This is a genomic window from Vibrio sp. OPT41 (assembly GCF_015163595.1).
Classification (GTDB): domain Bacteria; phylum Pseudomonadota; class Gammaproteobacteria; order Enterobacterales; family Vibrionaceae; genus Vibrio; species Vibrio alginolyticus.
Genome location: NZ_JADDYH010000014.1, coordinates 624,574 through 640,793, shown reverse-complemented (window position 1 = coordinate 640,793; position 16,220 = coordinate 624,574). Strand labels below are relative to the sequence as shown.

Below are 16,220 nucleotides of genomic sequence, written 5' to 3'. Positions count from 1 at the left end.
ATATTTGGTGCGACAAAAACAAATACGATCTCCGATCAAAATTGAGTGTCATGTTGGAAAATACGATGTATAGTAAACTTAACATCGAAAAAACCGAAGTTTATACTCTGAAGAAGCGATTATTCTAAAGTTTTCGACAGCTATACACTCTTATCACTCTTTGTTAATCGTTTATTAAGATAATAAATATAAGGACGAAACCATGAACGATGTCATTCGTGACTTTTTCAAAATGGAATCAGCAGGTGGTATTCTTCTCGTAATTGCAGCGGCAATTGCGATGACCATTGCTAACTCACCGCTGGGCGAAACTTATCAATCTGTACTGCATACTTATGTATTCGGTATGTCAGTTTCTCACTGGATTAATGACGGCCTAATGGCTGTTTTCTTCTTACTTATTGGCCTTGAAGTGAAGCGAGAGCTACTTGAAGGAGCGCTAAAATCAAAAGAAACCGCAATTTTCCCTGCGATTGCAGCGGTTGGTGGTATGTTAGCCCCTGCTCTTATTTACGTTGCGTTTAATGCTAACGACCCAGAGGCGGTTTCTGGCTGGGCCATTCCAGCTGCGACGGATATTGCATTTGCTCTAGGTATCATGGCGCTACTAGGTAAGCGCGTACCAGTAAGCCTTAAAGTGTTTTTGTTAGCTCTCGCTATCATCGACGATTTAGGCGTGGTTGTTATTATTGCACTGTTTTACACAGGTGATCTTTCTAGCATGGCGCTGCTTGTTGGCTTCATCATGACTGGTGTCCTGTTCATGTTGAATGCGAAGGAAGTAACGAAACTGACGCCATACATGATAGTCGGCGCGATCTTATGGTTTGCGGTACTTAAATCTGGTGTTCACGCAACACTTGCAGGCGTAGTGATCGGCTTTGCTATTCCTCTTAAGGGTAAACAGGGCGAACATTCCCCACTTAAGCACATGGAGCACGCACTTCATCCATACGTGGCATTTGGTATCTTACCTCTATTCGCATTTGCAAATGCGGGGATTTCGCTAGAAGGCGTATCGATGTCAGGCCTAACTTCAATGCTGCCATTAGGTATTGCTTTGGGGCTACTGGTTGGTAAGCCTCTAGGTATCTTCACCTTTAGTTGGGCAGCTGTGAAAATGGGTGTAGCTAAGTTACCGGAAGGCATTAACTTCAAGCATATCTTTGCGGTCTCTGTGTTGTGTGGTATCGGTTTTACAATGTCTATATTCATTTCCTCTTTAGCGTTTGGAAATGTAAGCCCTGAGTTTGATACCTATGCTCGACTAGGCATCTTAATGGGCTCGACGACAGCCGCGTTACTTGGCTACGCGTTACTGCACTTTTCTTTGCCTAAGAAAGCGCAAGCGTAAGATACACACTGTTTAGTAAAGCCTCCCATTCGGGAGGCTTTTTTATGTCTGCAGATCGGCACATCAACCACTTCAGGGTGGTTACTTTTGTGACCAACTAAGGTCTAGCTTATGGAGTTGGGGCAAATCATCGAAAGAGGCGCTTGGTAAATCTATAGGCGAAAAAAAGCCCAGCCGAAAATTTGACTGGGCGGATACAAACATAGGAGTTAATAAGAAAAAAGCAGCAACGTAACAATTAGATGGAAACAAGTTTGACGGCCAGTGAAACTTCAAATGCCCTAACTGTTACGTATATTCAGACCGAGCCTTTTCCAAACAGTTCCATTTTTTTTCAAAAAATTTCTACTTAATGCTTTCTAGCTTCTTACACATCCGAAAGTAATAGAAAAATCGAGATGGATTACCAACTTGGCGAAGTTACTAACTTCTGTGTTTCTCATTTTATCTCCCCTAGAACCGAAGATGTATTTCATACTCTCTTCGCTCACTCCGAGCCGCCAACGCTATTGTTAGCGTTTCAATTGCGCTGGTCTGAGAAACTTGATCGTTTTCTTCTGACAAGCTTCACTGGAGTATTCGATTGAATTTCAAAAGATTAGATCACACCTTTTACTGTCTGGTCAGACCAATTGGTTAAAGTGTGATGTTAATCATTTGTTAATCTTAAGTTTCGGGAGTATATTTTCAAACAGTTGTTTAATACGAGTGATTAAAATGGCCCCGAGAACATCAACAAAAGAAAAAATACTCGATGTCGCAGAAGGACTCTTTGCTGAACATGGCTTTAATGATACTTCGCTAAGAACGATAACAGGTAAAGCTAACGTTAACTTAGCATCGGTAAACTATCACTTTGGCGATAAAAAAACGCTGGTTAGAGCGGTTTTAGATAGGTATTTAGAAGCACTAATGCCGAGCATTAAGACTTCATTAATTGAGCTAAACACGCGCGATAGCTACAACATGGACGATGTCTTTGAGTCATTGCGATTACCTTTACGTACATTAAATGATGTACGCCCAAATGGTACTGCGCTATTTATGTTGTTAATTGGCCGCGGTTATACAGACGTTCAAGGTCATCTACGCTGGTTCATTACCACCAGATACGAAGAGGTACTGAACCTTTTCACTTTCTCGATAATGAAGGCGAACCCGGAACTATGTGAAGAACAGTTGTTTTGGCGACTGCACTTCACGTTAGGAACCTGTGTATTTACGATGGCTTCAAGCCAAGCTCTTTCGGAGCTGGCAGAAAGTAAGTTTGAAAAGGAAGTCGATGTGAAATCTGTCGTCGATTTACTGATTCCATATTTGTCAGCAGGAATGTCAGCAAAGCAGTTGGCATAAGACAAATAAGAAAGTTAAACCAATAATAAGATTATACCCCGAGCGGTTACGTGAACAAAAGGATCTGAACTATGAGCTCTCTACGAAGAAAATGGATTAGTGACCCGGCTTTTAAAGTGTTCAAAAAAGTATTGCCACCTCTGTCTAGCACCGAGAAAGAGGCGATGGAAGCGGGTAGTGTATGGTGGGATGCCGAACTATTCTCAGGCAAGCCAAACTTCACAACATTGCATCATTATCCAACGCCTACACTGACGGCAGAAGAGCAGTCATTTATGGATAATGAGCTTGAAACCCTGCTAGAAATGCTTGATGACCAGAAGATTGTCAAAGAAGACAGGGATTTACCGCCTGAAGTATGGGAGTACCTACGTAAAGAGCGATTTTTCTCTTTGATCATCTCGAAAGCATATGGTGGTCGTGAATTTTCCGCTTTGGCGAACTCAACCATTGTTTCTCGTATTGCGACTCGAAGTATCAGTACCGCGGTATCGGTAATGGTACCGAACTCTCTTGGCCCTGGTGAGCTGCTATCGCACTATGGTACGCAAGAGCAAAAAGATTACTGGTTGCCTCGTTTAGCTGATGGTACAGACATCCCTTGTTTCGCCCTAACTGGCCCTGAAGCGGGTTCTGATGCAGGTGGCATACCTGATCAAGGCGTGGTTTGTTACGGCACCCATGAAGGCAAAGAAGTGCTTGGCGTGCGAGTTAGTTGGAATAAACGCTACATCACGCTTGCGCCAGTTGCGACAGTGCTCGGGTTAGCATTTAAACTGCAAGATCCTGAAGGGCTACTTGGAGACAAGAAAGAGGTTGGCATTACATGTGCGTTGATTCCCGCTGACCATGAAGGTGTCGAGATAGGCGAGCGCCATGATCCTCTGGGGTCTGCGTTCATGAATGGCCCAACTCGTGGTGAAGATGTCTTCATCCCTATGGACTGGTTGATCGGTGGCGCTGATTACGCAGGTAAAGGTTGGCGTATGCTGGTTGAGTGTCTTTCTGCTGGTCGTGGTATATCTCTTCCAGCGCTTGGCACAGCGATTGGTCACCTTACTACACGTACAACAGGTGCTTATGCTTACGTGCGTAAACAGTTTGGAATGTCGATCGGTAAGTTTGAAGGTGTTGCAGAAGCAATGGGGCGCATTGGTGGTCTTACTTACCTACTAGAAGCGACGCGTACGCTAACGACGACTTCTCTCGATATGAAAGAAAAACCTGGGATTGTAACCGCGATTGCCAAGTACCACATGACGGAAATCGCGCGTACCATTCTAAATGATTCGTTTGATATCCATGCGGGTCGTGCGATTCAAGATGGCCCAATGAACTATCTTGCTAAACATTACCTTGGTATCCCGGTTGCTATCACCGTTGAAGGCGCGAATATTCTGACTCGTAACCTGATGATTTTTGGTCAAGGTGCGACTCGATGTCACCCATATGTTCTAAAAGAAATGGAAGCAGCGGCGAATCCAGATTCTGAACAAGGTGCGAAAGAATTTGACAACTTACTCTTTAAACACATCAAGCACGCGCTCGGTAATACATTCGGTGCATTTGGTGCAGCACTAACTGGTTCTCGATTTGTTAACGCGCACATGAGTGGCCCAACGCAGCAATACTACAAAGACATTACTCGTCTCAGTCGTGCACTTGCAGTAAGTGCAGACTTTGCGATGTTAACCTTAGGTGGAGACTTGAAGCGTAAAGAAATGATCTCCGCACGTTTGGGTGATGGATTAAGCTATCTATACATGGCATCTGCTGCCTTGAAAAAGTATGAAGATGAAGGCCGTCAACAAGGCGATCTAGACTTCGTTCATTACGCTGTTCAACACTGTTTGTATAACGCTTCTAAGTCATTAAATGAGGCTTACACCAACTTCCCTGTGAAATACGTTGGCGGTGTGCTTAAGGGGCTATTGTTCCCGCTTGGTAATCATTTCAATAAGCCAAGTGATGAGCTGTGTGTGAATTTGGCTGAAGCGATGATGACGCCAGGCGCGCAACGTGATCGCCTCACGCATCTGTGCTACATCGGAAAATCAGAGGATGACAGCGTAGGCTTAATGGAGAATGCATTCCTTGCAATGTACGACATTAAACCTTTGGAGCGTAAACTTATGAAGGCTGCGAAGGATGGTAAAGTGGCTCGTAAAGGTCTGCTACATGATCGTTTGCAGCAAGCATTTGAAGCAGGCGTGTTAACTGAACAAGAAATTGATCAAATCATGGCTGCAGATAAATTGCGCTACAAGGCGATTCAAGTTGACCACTTTAGTCATGACTTTTCTGAAGTGCGAACTCATAGCCCAAAAAAGTCGCAGTTGAATCCGGCGGCATAATAGACAACTAATGTTAAGAAAAGCACCTCAATGAGGTGCTTTTTTGTATTCTTGGGGAGTGGATGGTGGGATAGTGCTCCAACCACTTGCCTTTTAAGAGCATTTTTACAGAAATTAGATGCGAAATCCCAACGAAACTTTTATCCTAACAAGGTTTTTTAAAGGAAGTTGAATATGATCATCAAACCTAGAATTCGTGGATTTATCTGTACTACAACGCACCCTGTTGGTTGTGAAGCTAACGTAAAAGAACAAATTGCGTACACCAAAGCGCAAGGTCCAATCAAAAACGCACCTAAGCGTGTTCTTGTTGTTGGTGCATCAAGTGGCTACGGTCTATCTTCTCGTATCGCTGCGGCATTTGGTGGCGGTGCATCAACTATCGGTGTTTTCTTCGAAAAAGAAGGTACTGAGAAGAAGCCAGGTACAGCAGGTTTTTACAATGCCGCTGCTTTTGAAAAGCTAGCGCGTGAAGAAGGTCTGTACGCAAAAAGCTTAAACGGCGACGCTTTCTCAAATGAAGCGAAACAGAAAACTATCGAGCTGATCAAAGAAGACTTAGGTCAAATCGATATGGTGGTTTACTCACTGGCATCTCCAGTACGTAAAATGCCAGAAACTGGTGAATTAGTTCGTTCATCTCTTAAACCTATCGGTGAAACTTACACATCAACGGCTGTTGATACCAACAAAGATGTGATCATCGAAGCTAGCGTTGAGCCTGCAACAGAAGAAGAAATCAAAGACACTGTCACTGTAATGGGCGGTGAAGATTGGGAACTTTGGATCAATGCGTTGTCTGATGCTGGTGTTCTTGCTGAAGGTTGTAAGACCGTCGCGTACAGCTACATTGGTACTGAGCTAACTTGGCCAATTTATTGGGATGGTGCACTAGGTAAAGCAAAAATGGACCTAGACCGTGCAGCGAAAGCGCTAAACGACAAGTTAGCAGCAACAGGTGGTAGTGCCAATGTTGCGGTACTTAAATCTGTTGTAACTCAGGCGAGTTCTGCAATTCCTGTTATGCCACTGTACATCGCAATGGTATTCAAGAAAATGCGCGAAGAAGGTGTACACGAAGGCTGTATGGAACAAATCTACCGTATGTTCAGCCAACGTCTATACAAAGAAGACGGTAGCGCGGCAGAAGTTGATGAGATGAACCGCCTACGTCTGGATGACTGGGAACTTCGTGACGACATTCAGCAGCACTGTCGTGAGCTATGGCCTCAAATTACGACTGAGAACCTAAAAGAGCTGACTGACTACGTTGAGTACAAAGAAGAGTTCTTGAAACTATTTGGTTTCGGCGTTGAAGGCGTAGATTACGAAGCGGATGTGAATCCAGCAGTTGAAGCAGACTTCATTCAAATCTAATCGAATCACAGACTAGATAACCAATAAACAAAAGGCGCTCATTGAGCGCCTTTTTGTATTTCATAGTCAAAGTGAGTATTAACTTAGTATTATCAGAATCGTACCAGCTAGCGTCATTAAAATATTCGCAATCGCATAGGTACCCGCATAACCAAGGGCAGGGATGGTGGACTTAGCGTAGTCGTTAACGACATCCATAGCTGGAGCGCAAGTACGGGCGCCAATAATGGCACCGAAGAGCAGAGCACGGTTCATCTTGAGTACGTGTGCGCCAACTAAGTAAGCCAGAACTACAGGCACAACACTGACAATAAATGCCAAACCAATGACTTTTGGTCCTACTTGCGTTAGGTGTTCGAACATCTTTCCACCTGCACTTAGACCAATTCCCACCATAAAGAACATTAACCCTAGATCTTTGACCATATTCAGCGCCCCTTGTGGGACATAACCGAAAGTAGGGTGATTTGCTCGTAAGAAACCAAGCGTAATACCGGACAACAGAAGACCCACCGCATTACCCAAACTGAAAGACACCTGACCGAACGTCATTGTGATGAGGCCAAACAGAATACCCAAAATAAAGAAGCTACAAAAAGCGAGCAAATCGGCCATTTGACTGTGGATCGAGATGAAACCGATTTTTTCCGCCAGTCCATGTACTCGGCTTTTCTCGCCGCTCACTTGAAGGACGTCCCCTTTAGCGAGCACAATGTCTAAGTCCATAGGCATTTCAATCTGAGCGCGAACTACGCGGTTTAAGAAACAGCCAAACTCAGACAAATTCAAATCCGATAAACGCTTACCAGCGATAGCGTCACTTTTTACGACGATTTCTTCTTCAACGATGCGCAAATCAAGCAAGTTACGGTCGAATACTTCTTTACCATTACGGAAGCTAGGGTCTAAGCGAGCATGGCTGTCAGGGAAGCCAACCAGTGCAATTTCATCTCCCTCTTGCAAGATAGCATCACCATCTGGGTGGGCGAGAATACCATTGCGACGGATTCGTTCAATGTAACAGCCAGTTTGACGATAAATACCCAGTTCTCGCAAGTTTTTACCATCAGTCCAGTCAATTAGCTCTGGGCCCACTCGGTAAGCTCGAATAATGGGTAAATACACTTTTCTCTGGCTTGAATTTCCAAGGCCACGCTCTTGTGCGATTTGCTGCGCGGAATCAGAAAGGTTTTGTTTTTGCAGTTTTGGCAACAATTTAGCAAACATGATCATGCTAATTAAGCCGACCAGATAAGCCATCGCGTAGCCTACGGATAGATTTTCTAATACCAGAGAAAATTCCATATTCCGCGGTATAGTCGCAAGGCCAGAGTTAAGAGCATCTTGTGCACCAACCAGTACTGGCGTTGCGGTCAATGCGCCTGCCATCATACCGGCGGATAAGCCAAAATCGAGGCCGAAATAGTGACTCAAACCATACGTTAAGCTGACCGCAGACACGAGAACAGTCATGCTTAAAATAAAATAATGCTTACCATCTCTGAAGAATATACCAAAAAAGTTTGGTCCAGCTTCAATGCCAACGCAGTAGATAAACAGCATAAAGCCAATGGTTAAAGCTTCTGCATTAAATGAGAAACCAAGGTGGCCCATTACCAAAGAGGTAATAAGAACGCCAATAGAGTTGCCTAATTGTAATTTGCCAAATCGAATTTTTCCGATGGCAAGGCCAATGGCTAATACGACGAAGATTAGAAGGATAGGGTTTTGCTCAAGAAGGTATACGACGTCTATGTTCACTGTGTGGCTCGGTAGAGTGTGTGCCAAAAAAGATTAAGAACTGTGAATTGTAACTAAATATAGCAAAAAGATAAGTGAATTTTTTTAGGTTTTACCATTAGTTGACTTAACGTAATAACCAGCTGAAAAATAATAAAAAAGCCGCATGAAGCGGCTTTTTTGAAAACAGTCTTTATTACTCGTCAAATAGACCTAGGTGCTCTTTCGCGTATGCTTCGAATTCGTCGCAGCCACCGATGTGCTCTTGGTCGATAAAGATCTGAGGAACGGTTTCAACTGGTTTACCAACTGTTTTCTCAAGATCTGCTTTAGAAATACCCTCAGCGTGAATATCAACGTAACGGTAGTTGAAGTCATCACGTTTTGCTTTTAGCGTTTCTGCGTGCTCTTTTGCACGAACACAGAAAGGACATGCAGGGCGACCAAAGATAACAACGAACATAATCTTATTTCTCCTAAATCTATTCTTTTTTGAAAGCGTACAAAACATAGCGGCTGAGTGCGCTTTCTTTTGTTGGAGTAACTATGCCCGATCCAGATACGGAAATAAAGCGGCAATTACCTCTTGGTTCTATAGGTGAAATCTATCGAATAAAAACTAAACGCGCGTGCTTATTTTACGGCTCTGAAGTATGTGAAGTGACGCATAAAAAACATACATTCTAAAGGGTTAATGATGGCAAGGTGGAATTGGTCAATTTTTTTTGTTTAAAAAAATAGCAATCTATTTTGGCTATACGCAAATAACTTCAACTCTTACATAAGTGTTAAATCAGAGGGCGAGAGGTTATTTGGGTATATTCTTTTGGGAGGGTGTGTATGTTTCAGTTTATGACTGCAACAAGGATTATATTTGGTGAAGGTGCACTTCAATCTTCATTGTCCGTTATTAACCAATTTGGCTACAGTGTTTTGCTGGTTACTGGGCAGGATACCCAACGAGCCGCCCCCATTATCCAATATCTTAAAGCTCAAAATATGCGTTACCAGCACGTAGCTATCGTTGGTGAACCATACATCACGATGGTAGAAGAGACCGCAGTGCTCGGTAGAAAATTCCAACCTGATATGGTGGTTGCGATAGGTGGTGGCAGCGTCATCGATATGGGCAAAGCCTTAGCTGCCATTATTCCCAATCAAGGCAATGTTTACGATTACGTAGAAGTGGTAGGAAGAAGCGTCCCTTTAAAAGCAAAGCCTCTTCATTTTATTGCAATTCCTACGACAGCAAGCACCGGTTCAGAAGTGACCAGAAATGCTGTGCTGAAATCTGGACAAGATAAAGTGAAAGTGAGTCTTCGAAGCCCTGATATGCTCGCAGACGTTGCCATTGTAGACCCGACACTTACTTACGGGACCGACCAATACACATCTGGACGTGGCGCAATGGATGCGTTCACTCATTTAATGGAAGCGTATGTGTGTGGTGAGCCAAACCCTCTTACTGATATGGTCTGCGAAGAGGGGCTACGCCGTTTAAGCCGTTCAGTGATTGCCGCTTGTAAGCAAGATAATCATAAGGCGCGCTCTGATTTATCGTTCGCTGCATTGCTTGGTGGTATGGCGATTACTAATGCCAAATTAGGTGCTGCTCATGGGTTAGCATCGGCGTTAGGAGGCAAGTTAGACGCCCCCCATAGCGTTATTACGGCTCGCCTAGCTCCGCACGTGATGCAGGAGAACATTAACGCTGCTAAACTCGCGGGTAGGAATGATGTGATAAGTCGTTATCGTAAGCTGGCCCAATTAGTCACTGAGCGAGTAAATGCTAACGAACACGATGGAATTCTTTGGGTAAATATGGTGCTAGATAAGTTAGCGTTACCGCTACTGGCTCAATTTGGAGTATGCCAAACCTCTTTTGAGCAAGTGGCGAATGATGCGCTTAAATCAATGGCAATCAAAGGGAATCCTTTACCTCTTAATCAGGAACGTTTGATACACATATTGCAGCAAGTCTGTGATTGTAGTGGAGAGTGTGTAGCAGAGAGTGCACAACATGTCAGTTCTGTTGAAGTACTGGAATCAAGAACGGACTTATCGAGTGTCAACGACTTAGGGTGATTGCTCCCTTAGCAGCATTAAAACAAAAGGGGAGCCTTGAGCTCCCCTAGATAAAGTATTGACTAAGCTTTAGTGCTTAGTACTGGCTTAGTTTGTCATAGCGACTGTCTTTCAACGCATCTTTTACGCGTTTTAGGTTCTCACGGAAACCTGTACCACGGCGAAGAGTGAAGCCAGTTGCTAGCACATCAATCACTGTCATTTGTACAACTCGGCTTGCCATTGGCATGTAAACGTCGGTATCTTCTGGAATATCGAGCGTGATGGCCAGCGAGCTTGCCTTTTCTAGAGGAGAATCCTTCGCTGTAATCGCAATAACCGTTGCGCCATTTTCACGAGCAAGGTTCGCTATTTCTACCTGACTCTTTGTTCGACCGGTATGAGAAATAAGAACCACAACATCATTATCACTGCAGTTGATACAACTCATGCGCTGCATAACAATATCTTCAAAACAAGTAATTGGAATATTAAAGCGAATAAACTTGTTTTGTGCGTCTCGGGCAACAGAAGATGATGCACCAAGGCCAAAGAATGAAATGCGCTTCGCTTGCGTTAGCAAATCGACCGCACGGTTCACTTGCATTGGATCTAGGCTATTTTTCGCGACATCTAAACACGCCATCGTCGATTCGAAAATCTTATGGGTGTACGCGTCTGGGCCATCGTCTTCTTCCACATTACGGTTAACGTAAGGGGTGCCGTTGGCTAGGCTCTGTGCCAAGTGAAGCTTAAAATCTGGAAAGCCCTTGGTGTCCAGACGACGACAGAAGCGGTTTACAGTGGGCTCACTAACGTCGGCCATTTTAGCCAGCGTTGCAATGCTTGAATGAATTGCAGTTTGTGGAGACGCCATAATTACTTCCGCAACTTTGCGCTCTGACTTACTGAAATTCTCCAGGTTTTTTTGAATTTTTTCTAATGTATTCATAGTGTTCACGAGGGTATAGAGAACAACTCGCTGGCTCTGCTAACGAAAGGAAACACGAAGATTCCGGAGTAGAGTGGGGCGTTAACGAAAACAACCAGCGCCATAGAATCAGTATAAACCTGATCTTCAATCAGTCTAAACCAATAACGGGTACTATTTAGTGAGAATTTGACAGGCCTCAAACAAAATGTTGTAAAAACTACAGAATTGGATGTGTAAACGAAGTTTTGTTGCGCTAGTCGCACGATAATGATGTTTGAGTTACATCAAAACGAAAAAAAATTTCAAATTGATGTAACTCGATCTGGCTGTTAAGACGATTGAATATCAACAACCAGCTGTTGAATTCTTTTCATCAAATTTGGTGCTTGCTTGGCGATTTCGCGTTGTTCATCAAGCACTGAGCTCAAAATTTCTTTTGTGGTCAGTGGATTTGCCAAAACCACTCGAAACACTATCGTATTCATGCGTTGCCATTGGTCTGGGTTCAGTCTTGTACGTGAAACGAACGATTTGCCCGTTTCGCGCTGACGCTTTTGAATAAACTGTGTTAACTCATTGATCAGCTCATTCAGTTGTTCTTTTTGTGAGCCTTCTGCTTGTGCTAATGCTTCACGGATGAATGGCGGCAAATAACGGTATGTGAGCAGACAAAGCTCTGGTTCAGAAACTAACTCGAAATCATCTTGCTGTTTGATTAAATCCGCAAAGTATCGAGCTTTTTCAATGCTTTGGTCAATCAGAAGCTCGTAACCTGGGCGACTTATGATGTGCATTGCGGCGTAGACCAACATCGCCATGCCCGAACGTGAGCCTTCTAGTGTATGGCTGCCTAGGTCTTTTGAACCTTTGCGCAATATATATTGAGCGTGATGCTCTATGGATTTCATTGCGTCAGGGTCTTTGAACAGAACCATACCAGCGCCCATCGGGATATAGAGCTGCTTGTGTGCATCAATAGTTACTGAGTCTGCCATTTCCACACCTTTAAGAAGATGACGGTGATGGTTAGACATCAGTGTTGCGCCACCCCATGCGGCATCCACATGGAAGTGACAGCTGTGAGCTTGGCAGACTTCAGCGATTTCAGGCAATGGATCAACATTACCTGTCTCTGTTGTGCCAGCCACACCAATAACAGCAATAGGCTTGATGTTTTGTTTTTCGAGCTCAACAATTTTCGCTTTCAGGTCGTTGACAATAATACGGTTGTTGGCATCGGTTTTAACCGCAACCAAGCCCTCTTGGCCTAGCCCTAATACATCGGCTGCTTTCTTAAGGGAGTAGTGACCACGCTCAGACACTAGCACCGCTAAGCCATCATAGCCATAGTGCTTCATGGCTTTAAAAAGGCCTTCCTTTTCAACGCCTTTAAATGAGCCATTGGCTCTTAACGCTTTGTTACGTGCTACCCAAAGCGCAGTGATATTGGCAATGGTGCCGCCGGAACAAAATGCGCCTAATGAGTGGTTTGCACTGTGCATCCACTGATTGTAAAACGTATCATTCTGACCATATATCAAGCGATGCAGCATACCCAAAACTTGACGCTCAAGTGGCGTAAAGGCTTTGGAAGTCTCTATTTTTACCAGGTTTTGGTTTAAGGCGATCATGATCTTTGACAGTGGCATCAAGAAATAAGGCAGTGCCGATGTCATATGACCAATGAAGCTTGGTGAAGATGTGTGAACTGAGTGCGACACCAAAGTGTCGAGTAAGTGCTCTGTATGATCTGACACGAACTCTGGCTGCTCAGGAATCTGAGCAGAAGAAAAGTCTTTTTCGATTTCGCGTAAAGGCTTTTCTTCTGCCACGATGTGTTCACGAAGAAATTGATTTAGATTTCGCGAGAGGCTCTCGTCAATTTTAGTTAACGTTGAGTCCGGACCTTCTGGGACAGTGAAGATCTTTAGCAAGCTCTCAAAGCTAACATCAGCGGTTTTTTGTTCCTTAACCATAGCAAAGAATCTTTGTAGTTATTTTGGTAATGCGAGCGGCACAATCTAAACTAAAACGGGCGCAAAGTCCCGTTTTAATTGTTGAAACCCAAGTTGTAGAAATGAAAATTTTAGGTGAAGGTTACGATATTCACATTAAAAAATTCTAGATTGAGTACGTTAAAACATTCTAGTGTTTTCGAATGCTAATCAACGACTAATGCGAGCAATCTTAGTCACATTTCTGCTTTTCAATCTTTTCTATTGACTGATTGTACTTATTAAGTGCGGTATCAATTTGTTGGGGATGACTAAGCAGATCAGCGAATGCTGAACGAAGCTCGTAGTTTTTTGGGTGGTTAGTTGATTGACGGTCGCTAAATGTCTGTTTTGCAACTTCACCTAACTTATCGCTTCGGGTCGCTAACTGCTTAACGTCATGTTGCTCTAGTTTTAACCATGCTTCGATTGGCTGTTCCGTCGCAACGCGGCTAGGGTCGTTCTCTAGAAAGTAGTGAACCGCTTCGCGGTTTAATTCAAAGTGATGTTTACGTCCATCCAAGAACCATTGACTAACTTCTTTCAGATCTGGATATTGGGTAACCGTCAAATCAACAAGATCTTGATACCACTGTAGTGAGGCATCGACGTAGCCATCGTATTTGCTAGCAAGACATTGTTGATCTGCGGCAAGCGTAAAAGTTGAGCTTGTAGCGAGGAGCGCTGCAACGACAAAGCGTTTCATTCTTCTTCCTTCTGGTTGTTATCCCTTTATTAACGCAATGCACATCAGTTGATGTTTCTCCCTTCTTTCTATTTGGTCGTGACAAATCGTTGGGCTGAATGACGAAAAGAAAGAGGGGTCTTGCCAAAAAATATTGACCACTTTGACGTTAACTGGGTATTTAAATTTTTGCCGTATTGTAATGGATGTTAAAGCGAAAACCTGAGATCTAGCTAGCAAGTGATACAAAGAAAAGCATCATAACTGGTACCAATAAACTCAAAATAAAGCCGCTAACGATAGCAACAGGAACACAACGCACACCACCGGTAGTTTGAATAACGGGTAGGGTGAAGTCCATTGCTGTTGCACCGGCATAACCAATTGCGGTGCACGGATAGCTACGAATAAAGAGAGGAATGGCAACCAGTGCGACTAACTCTCTCATCAATTCAATCAAGAACGACGCGCCACCAAATACCGGACCAAAAGCGTCACCCATTAAAATACCTGCGAGTGAATACCAGCCAAAACCTGAAGCCATTGCGAGTGCTTGATAAAGAGGAAGATCCAAAAGCACCGCTGCAAGAACGCCACCAAGCATACATGTTGCGATGACAACAGCCGCAATGGCCATTCCTTGTTTATTTAATAGGATTTGACGCAGAGTAAGTCCACTATTGCGCAGCTGAATACCAATAAAAAATAGAAGTAGAAAGAGTATCCATTCGCTTGCTGTATCTACCCAACTCAAATCAATGGGTAACAGCAGGCCAACCACTAACCCTCCGCCAACGACCACGATAAGCTTAACAGACTCTAAAGCCATCGAAGATAACGGTAGTTTCTTTTGATTCTGATTGGTCTGGAGTGGAACAATTTTATCAATAATAGGCAGAGCCAACAGGTTGCAGGCACTTAGACACAAAAAAAACGTACTCGCATAGAGGAGAATACTTTGTAAGTTGCTGCTTAAATTATCGAGCGCCGCCAAACTAAGACCCATCAACGACAAAATGACGTAAATAAGGTAGGACGTTGACTGATTGATCTTCTCCAATAACGAAGATCGAGATATAGGAATTAGATACCCCACCACAAGCGGAGCGAAAATAAATAGCATCCCTGAAAACATAAAGCTCAATGATTCCTTTTTGAGATAACATCAACACGCATAAATCAAATTATCTATCGGTTGAAATTAGAGACATTTCACCACATACAGCTCAGCCTTGAGCGAATCGTTTTATCACGGATAAGGTATTATCAGAAAACGATAAATTACAAACCGCTAGCATTGAGTACAGCACGGATTTGATCATTGAAGTCAGTATCACTCATGTTACTAAGTTCATACAAGACTTCTGCACCAGTTAAGTTGAATTCAACTTCATGTTCGTCAATGCGTTCATCGTGATTGCGGAACATCAATAAATGATGCGCAATTCTAGCGATGTCGAGATAACTCACTTCTGGTCGCGTTAATTCGTATTTTTCGTTTGAGGATACTTCTCTGAAGTCGTTGTCAAATCCCCAACGCTCTAGCACTAGTTTACTTGTGGCAGAACAACGTGTTTGGAAGATTTGCAATGCAATATCTGGGTCTAAGTAATTGCCCCTATCTAAGTACAAGTGGTACTCATTAATTAGGCAAAATAACCCTATATCGGCTAATAGACCGACCAATAACGCCTTTTCTTGCTCTAGATGACCATAAGTGCCTGGCTCGTGGCTACGAAACGATTGAACCAACATCACCATGACGGCACCGAGCTCACGAGATATCGCGGCACTCTTCACCAAGATGGCATTGCATTCTTTAGTGAGATTAACTGAGTGTTTAAGTTGCTCAATCGCTTGTGCGGTAACAATATCACGTACACGAAGTATTCCGAGACGAGATACCGCTGTAGTTAAGTCGTTGCAGGTGATATTTCTGCGATTGAAAATCACAGAGTTAGCGACTCGTAAAACGACCGCTGCTAATCCGGGATCTTCCAATAAACAGTTAGCAACATCGGCAATCGTGGTGTGTTCTTCGACACATAACTGCTGAATTTTAAGCACGACATCAGGAATAGGAGGTAACGAAATCTTACCCGTGGAGATGGACTGTTCTACCAGCTGAGCAAACTCGGATTCCAGTGCGTTTATAAGCTTATCTTTATTATTTGGCAGCCAAAAAAATGATAAATGTTCCATTGTGACGCTGTACTTGAGATCTTTCGTACAGTGTACCCTTACAGCGTATTCTTTATCAATTAAATGCGTATTATGTGCCCGTAATTGCCAGCGAGATCATAATGATGGCGCGTTTTAGGCATGCTATGCGTCAAAAAAATATCACCACACGAACAATAAGTGT

12 protein-coding genes are annotated in these 16,220 nt (G+C 43.5%); 5 read left to right on the top strand and 7 right to left on the bottom strand.

Annotation, left to right across the window (positions count from 1 at the left end; translation table 11 throughout):
- Nucleotides 1–202: 202 nt before the first annotated feature.
- From nhaA to fabV, 4 genes are all read left to right on the top strand, one after another.
- Nucleotides 203–1,354, top strand: a complete 1,152-nt coding sequence (nhaA, locus tag IQP38_RS06490) for a Na+/H+ antiporter NhaA (protein ID WP_005378034.1) — start codon at nt 203–205, stop codon at nt 1,352–1,354.
- Between the two features lie 717 nt (nt 1,355–2,071).
- Nucleotides 2,072–2,707 carry a TetR/AcrR family transcriptional regulator gene (locus IQP38_RS06485; RefSeq protein ID WP_005378033.1) on the top strand — a complete coding sequence of 212 codons (636 nt, stop codon included), beginning with the start codon at nt 2,072–2,074 and terminating at the stop codon, nt 2,705–2,707.
- 71 nt (nt 2,708–2,778) lie between these two features.
- Nucleotides 2,779–5,061, top strand: a complete 2,283-nt coding sequence (locus IQP38_RS06480) for an acyl-CoA dehydrogenase (protein WP_017634878.1) — start codon at nt 2,779–2,781, stop codon at nt 5,059–5,061.
- 174 nt (nt 5,062–5,235) lie between these two features.
- Complete coding sequence (fabV, locus tag IQP38_RS06475; protein WP_005388648.1) at nt 5,236–6,438, top strand: enoyl-ACP reductase FabV; 1,203 nt, start codon at nt 5,236–5,238, stop codon at nt 6,436–6,438.
- 78 nt (nt 6,439–6,516) lie between these two features.
- On the opposite strand, the gene IQP38_RS06470 is transcribed toward fabV, so the two are convergent.
- Entirely contained in the window at nt 6,517–8,199 is a 1,683-nt protein-coding gene (locus IQP38_RS06470) for an aspartate:alanine antiporter (protein WP_005378028.1), read from the bottom strand.
- Nucleotides 8,200–8,374: 175 nt separating this feature from the next.
- The gene (locus IQP38_RS06465; protein WP_005378026.1) at nt 8,375–8,641 is read right to left on the bottom strand and encodes a GrxA family glutaredoxin; all 267 of its coding nucleotides are present in this window, start codon (nt 8,639–8,641) and stop codon (nt 8,375–8,377) included.
- A gap of 377 nt (nt 8,642–9,018) precedes the next feature.
- Between IQP38_RS06465 and IQP38_RS06460 the strand changes: the two genes are divergently transcribed.
- Nucleotides 9,019–10,263 (top strand): iron-containing alcohol dehydrogenase, encoded by a 1,245-nt coding sequence (locus IQP38_RS06460; RefSeq protein ID WP_054576427.1) that lies wholly within the window; start codon nt 9,019–9,021, stop codon nt 10,261–10,263.
- 76 nt (nt 10,264–10,339) lie between these two features.
- On the opposite strand, the gene IQP38_RS06455 is transcribed toward IQP38_RS06460, so the two are convergent.
- The 5 genes from IQP38_RS06455 to IQP38_RS06435 form a co-directional block, all read right to left on the bottom strand.
- Nucleotides 10,340–11,194 (bottom strand): MurR/RpiR family transcriptional regulator, encoded by an 855-nt coding sequence (locus IQP38_RS06455; RefSeq protein ID WP_005378021.1) that lies wholly within the window; start codon nt 11,192–11,194, stop codon nt 10,340–10,342.
- Nucleotides 11,195–11,505: 311 nt separating this feature from the next.
- Complete coding sequence (gene panP / locus IQP38_RS06450) at nt 11,506–13,152, bottom strand: pyridoxal-dependent aspartate 1-decarboxylase PanP (RefSeq protein ID WP_025766849.1); 1,647 nt, start codon at nt 13,150–13,152, stop codon at nt 11,506–11,508.
- Between the two features lie 211 nt (nt 13,153–13,363).
- Nucleotides 13,364–13,876, bottom strand: a complete 513-nt coding sequence (locus tag IQP38_RS06445) for a hypothetical protein (protein WP_017634875.1) — start codon at nt 13,874–13,876, stop codon at nt 13,364–13,366.
- A gap of 208 nt (nt 13,877–14,084) precedes the next feature.
- Nucleotides 14,085–14,990, bottom strand: coding sequence for a lysine exporter LysO family protein (locus IQP38_RS06440; RefSeq protein WP_033905125.1), 906 nt, complete (start codon nt 14,988–14,990; stop codon nt 14,085–14,087).
- A gap of 146 nt (nt 14,991–15,136) precedes the next feature.
- Nucleotides 15,137–16,057, bottom strand: coding sequence for an HDOD domain-containing protein (locus IQP38_RS06435; protein ID WP_025766846.1), 921 nt, complete (start codon nt 16,055–16,057; stop codon nt 15,137–15,139).
- Nucleotides 16,058–16,220 lie beyond the last annotated feature (163 nt).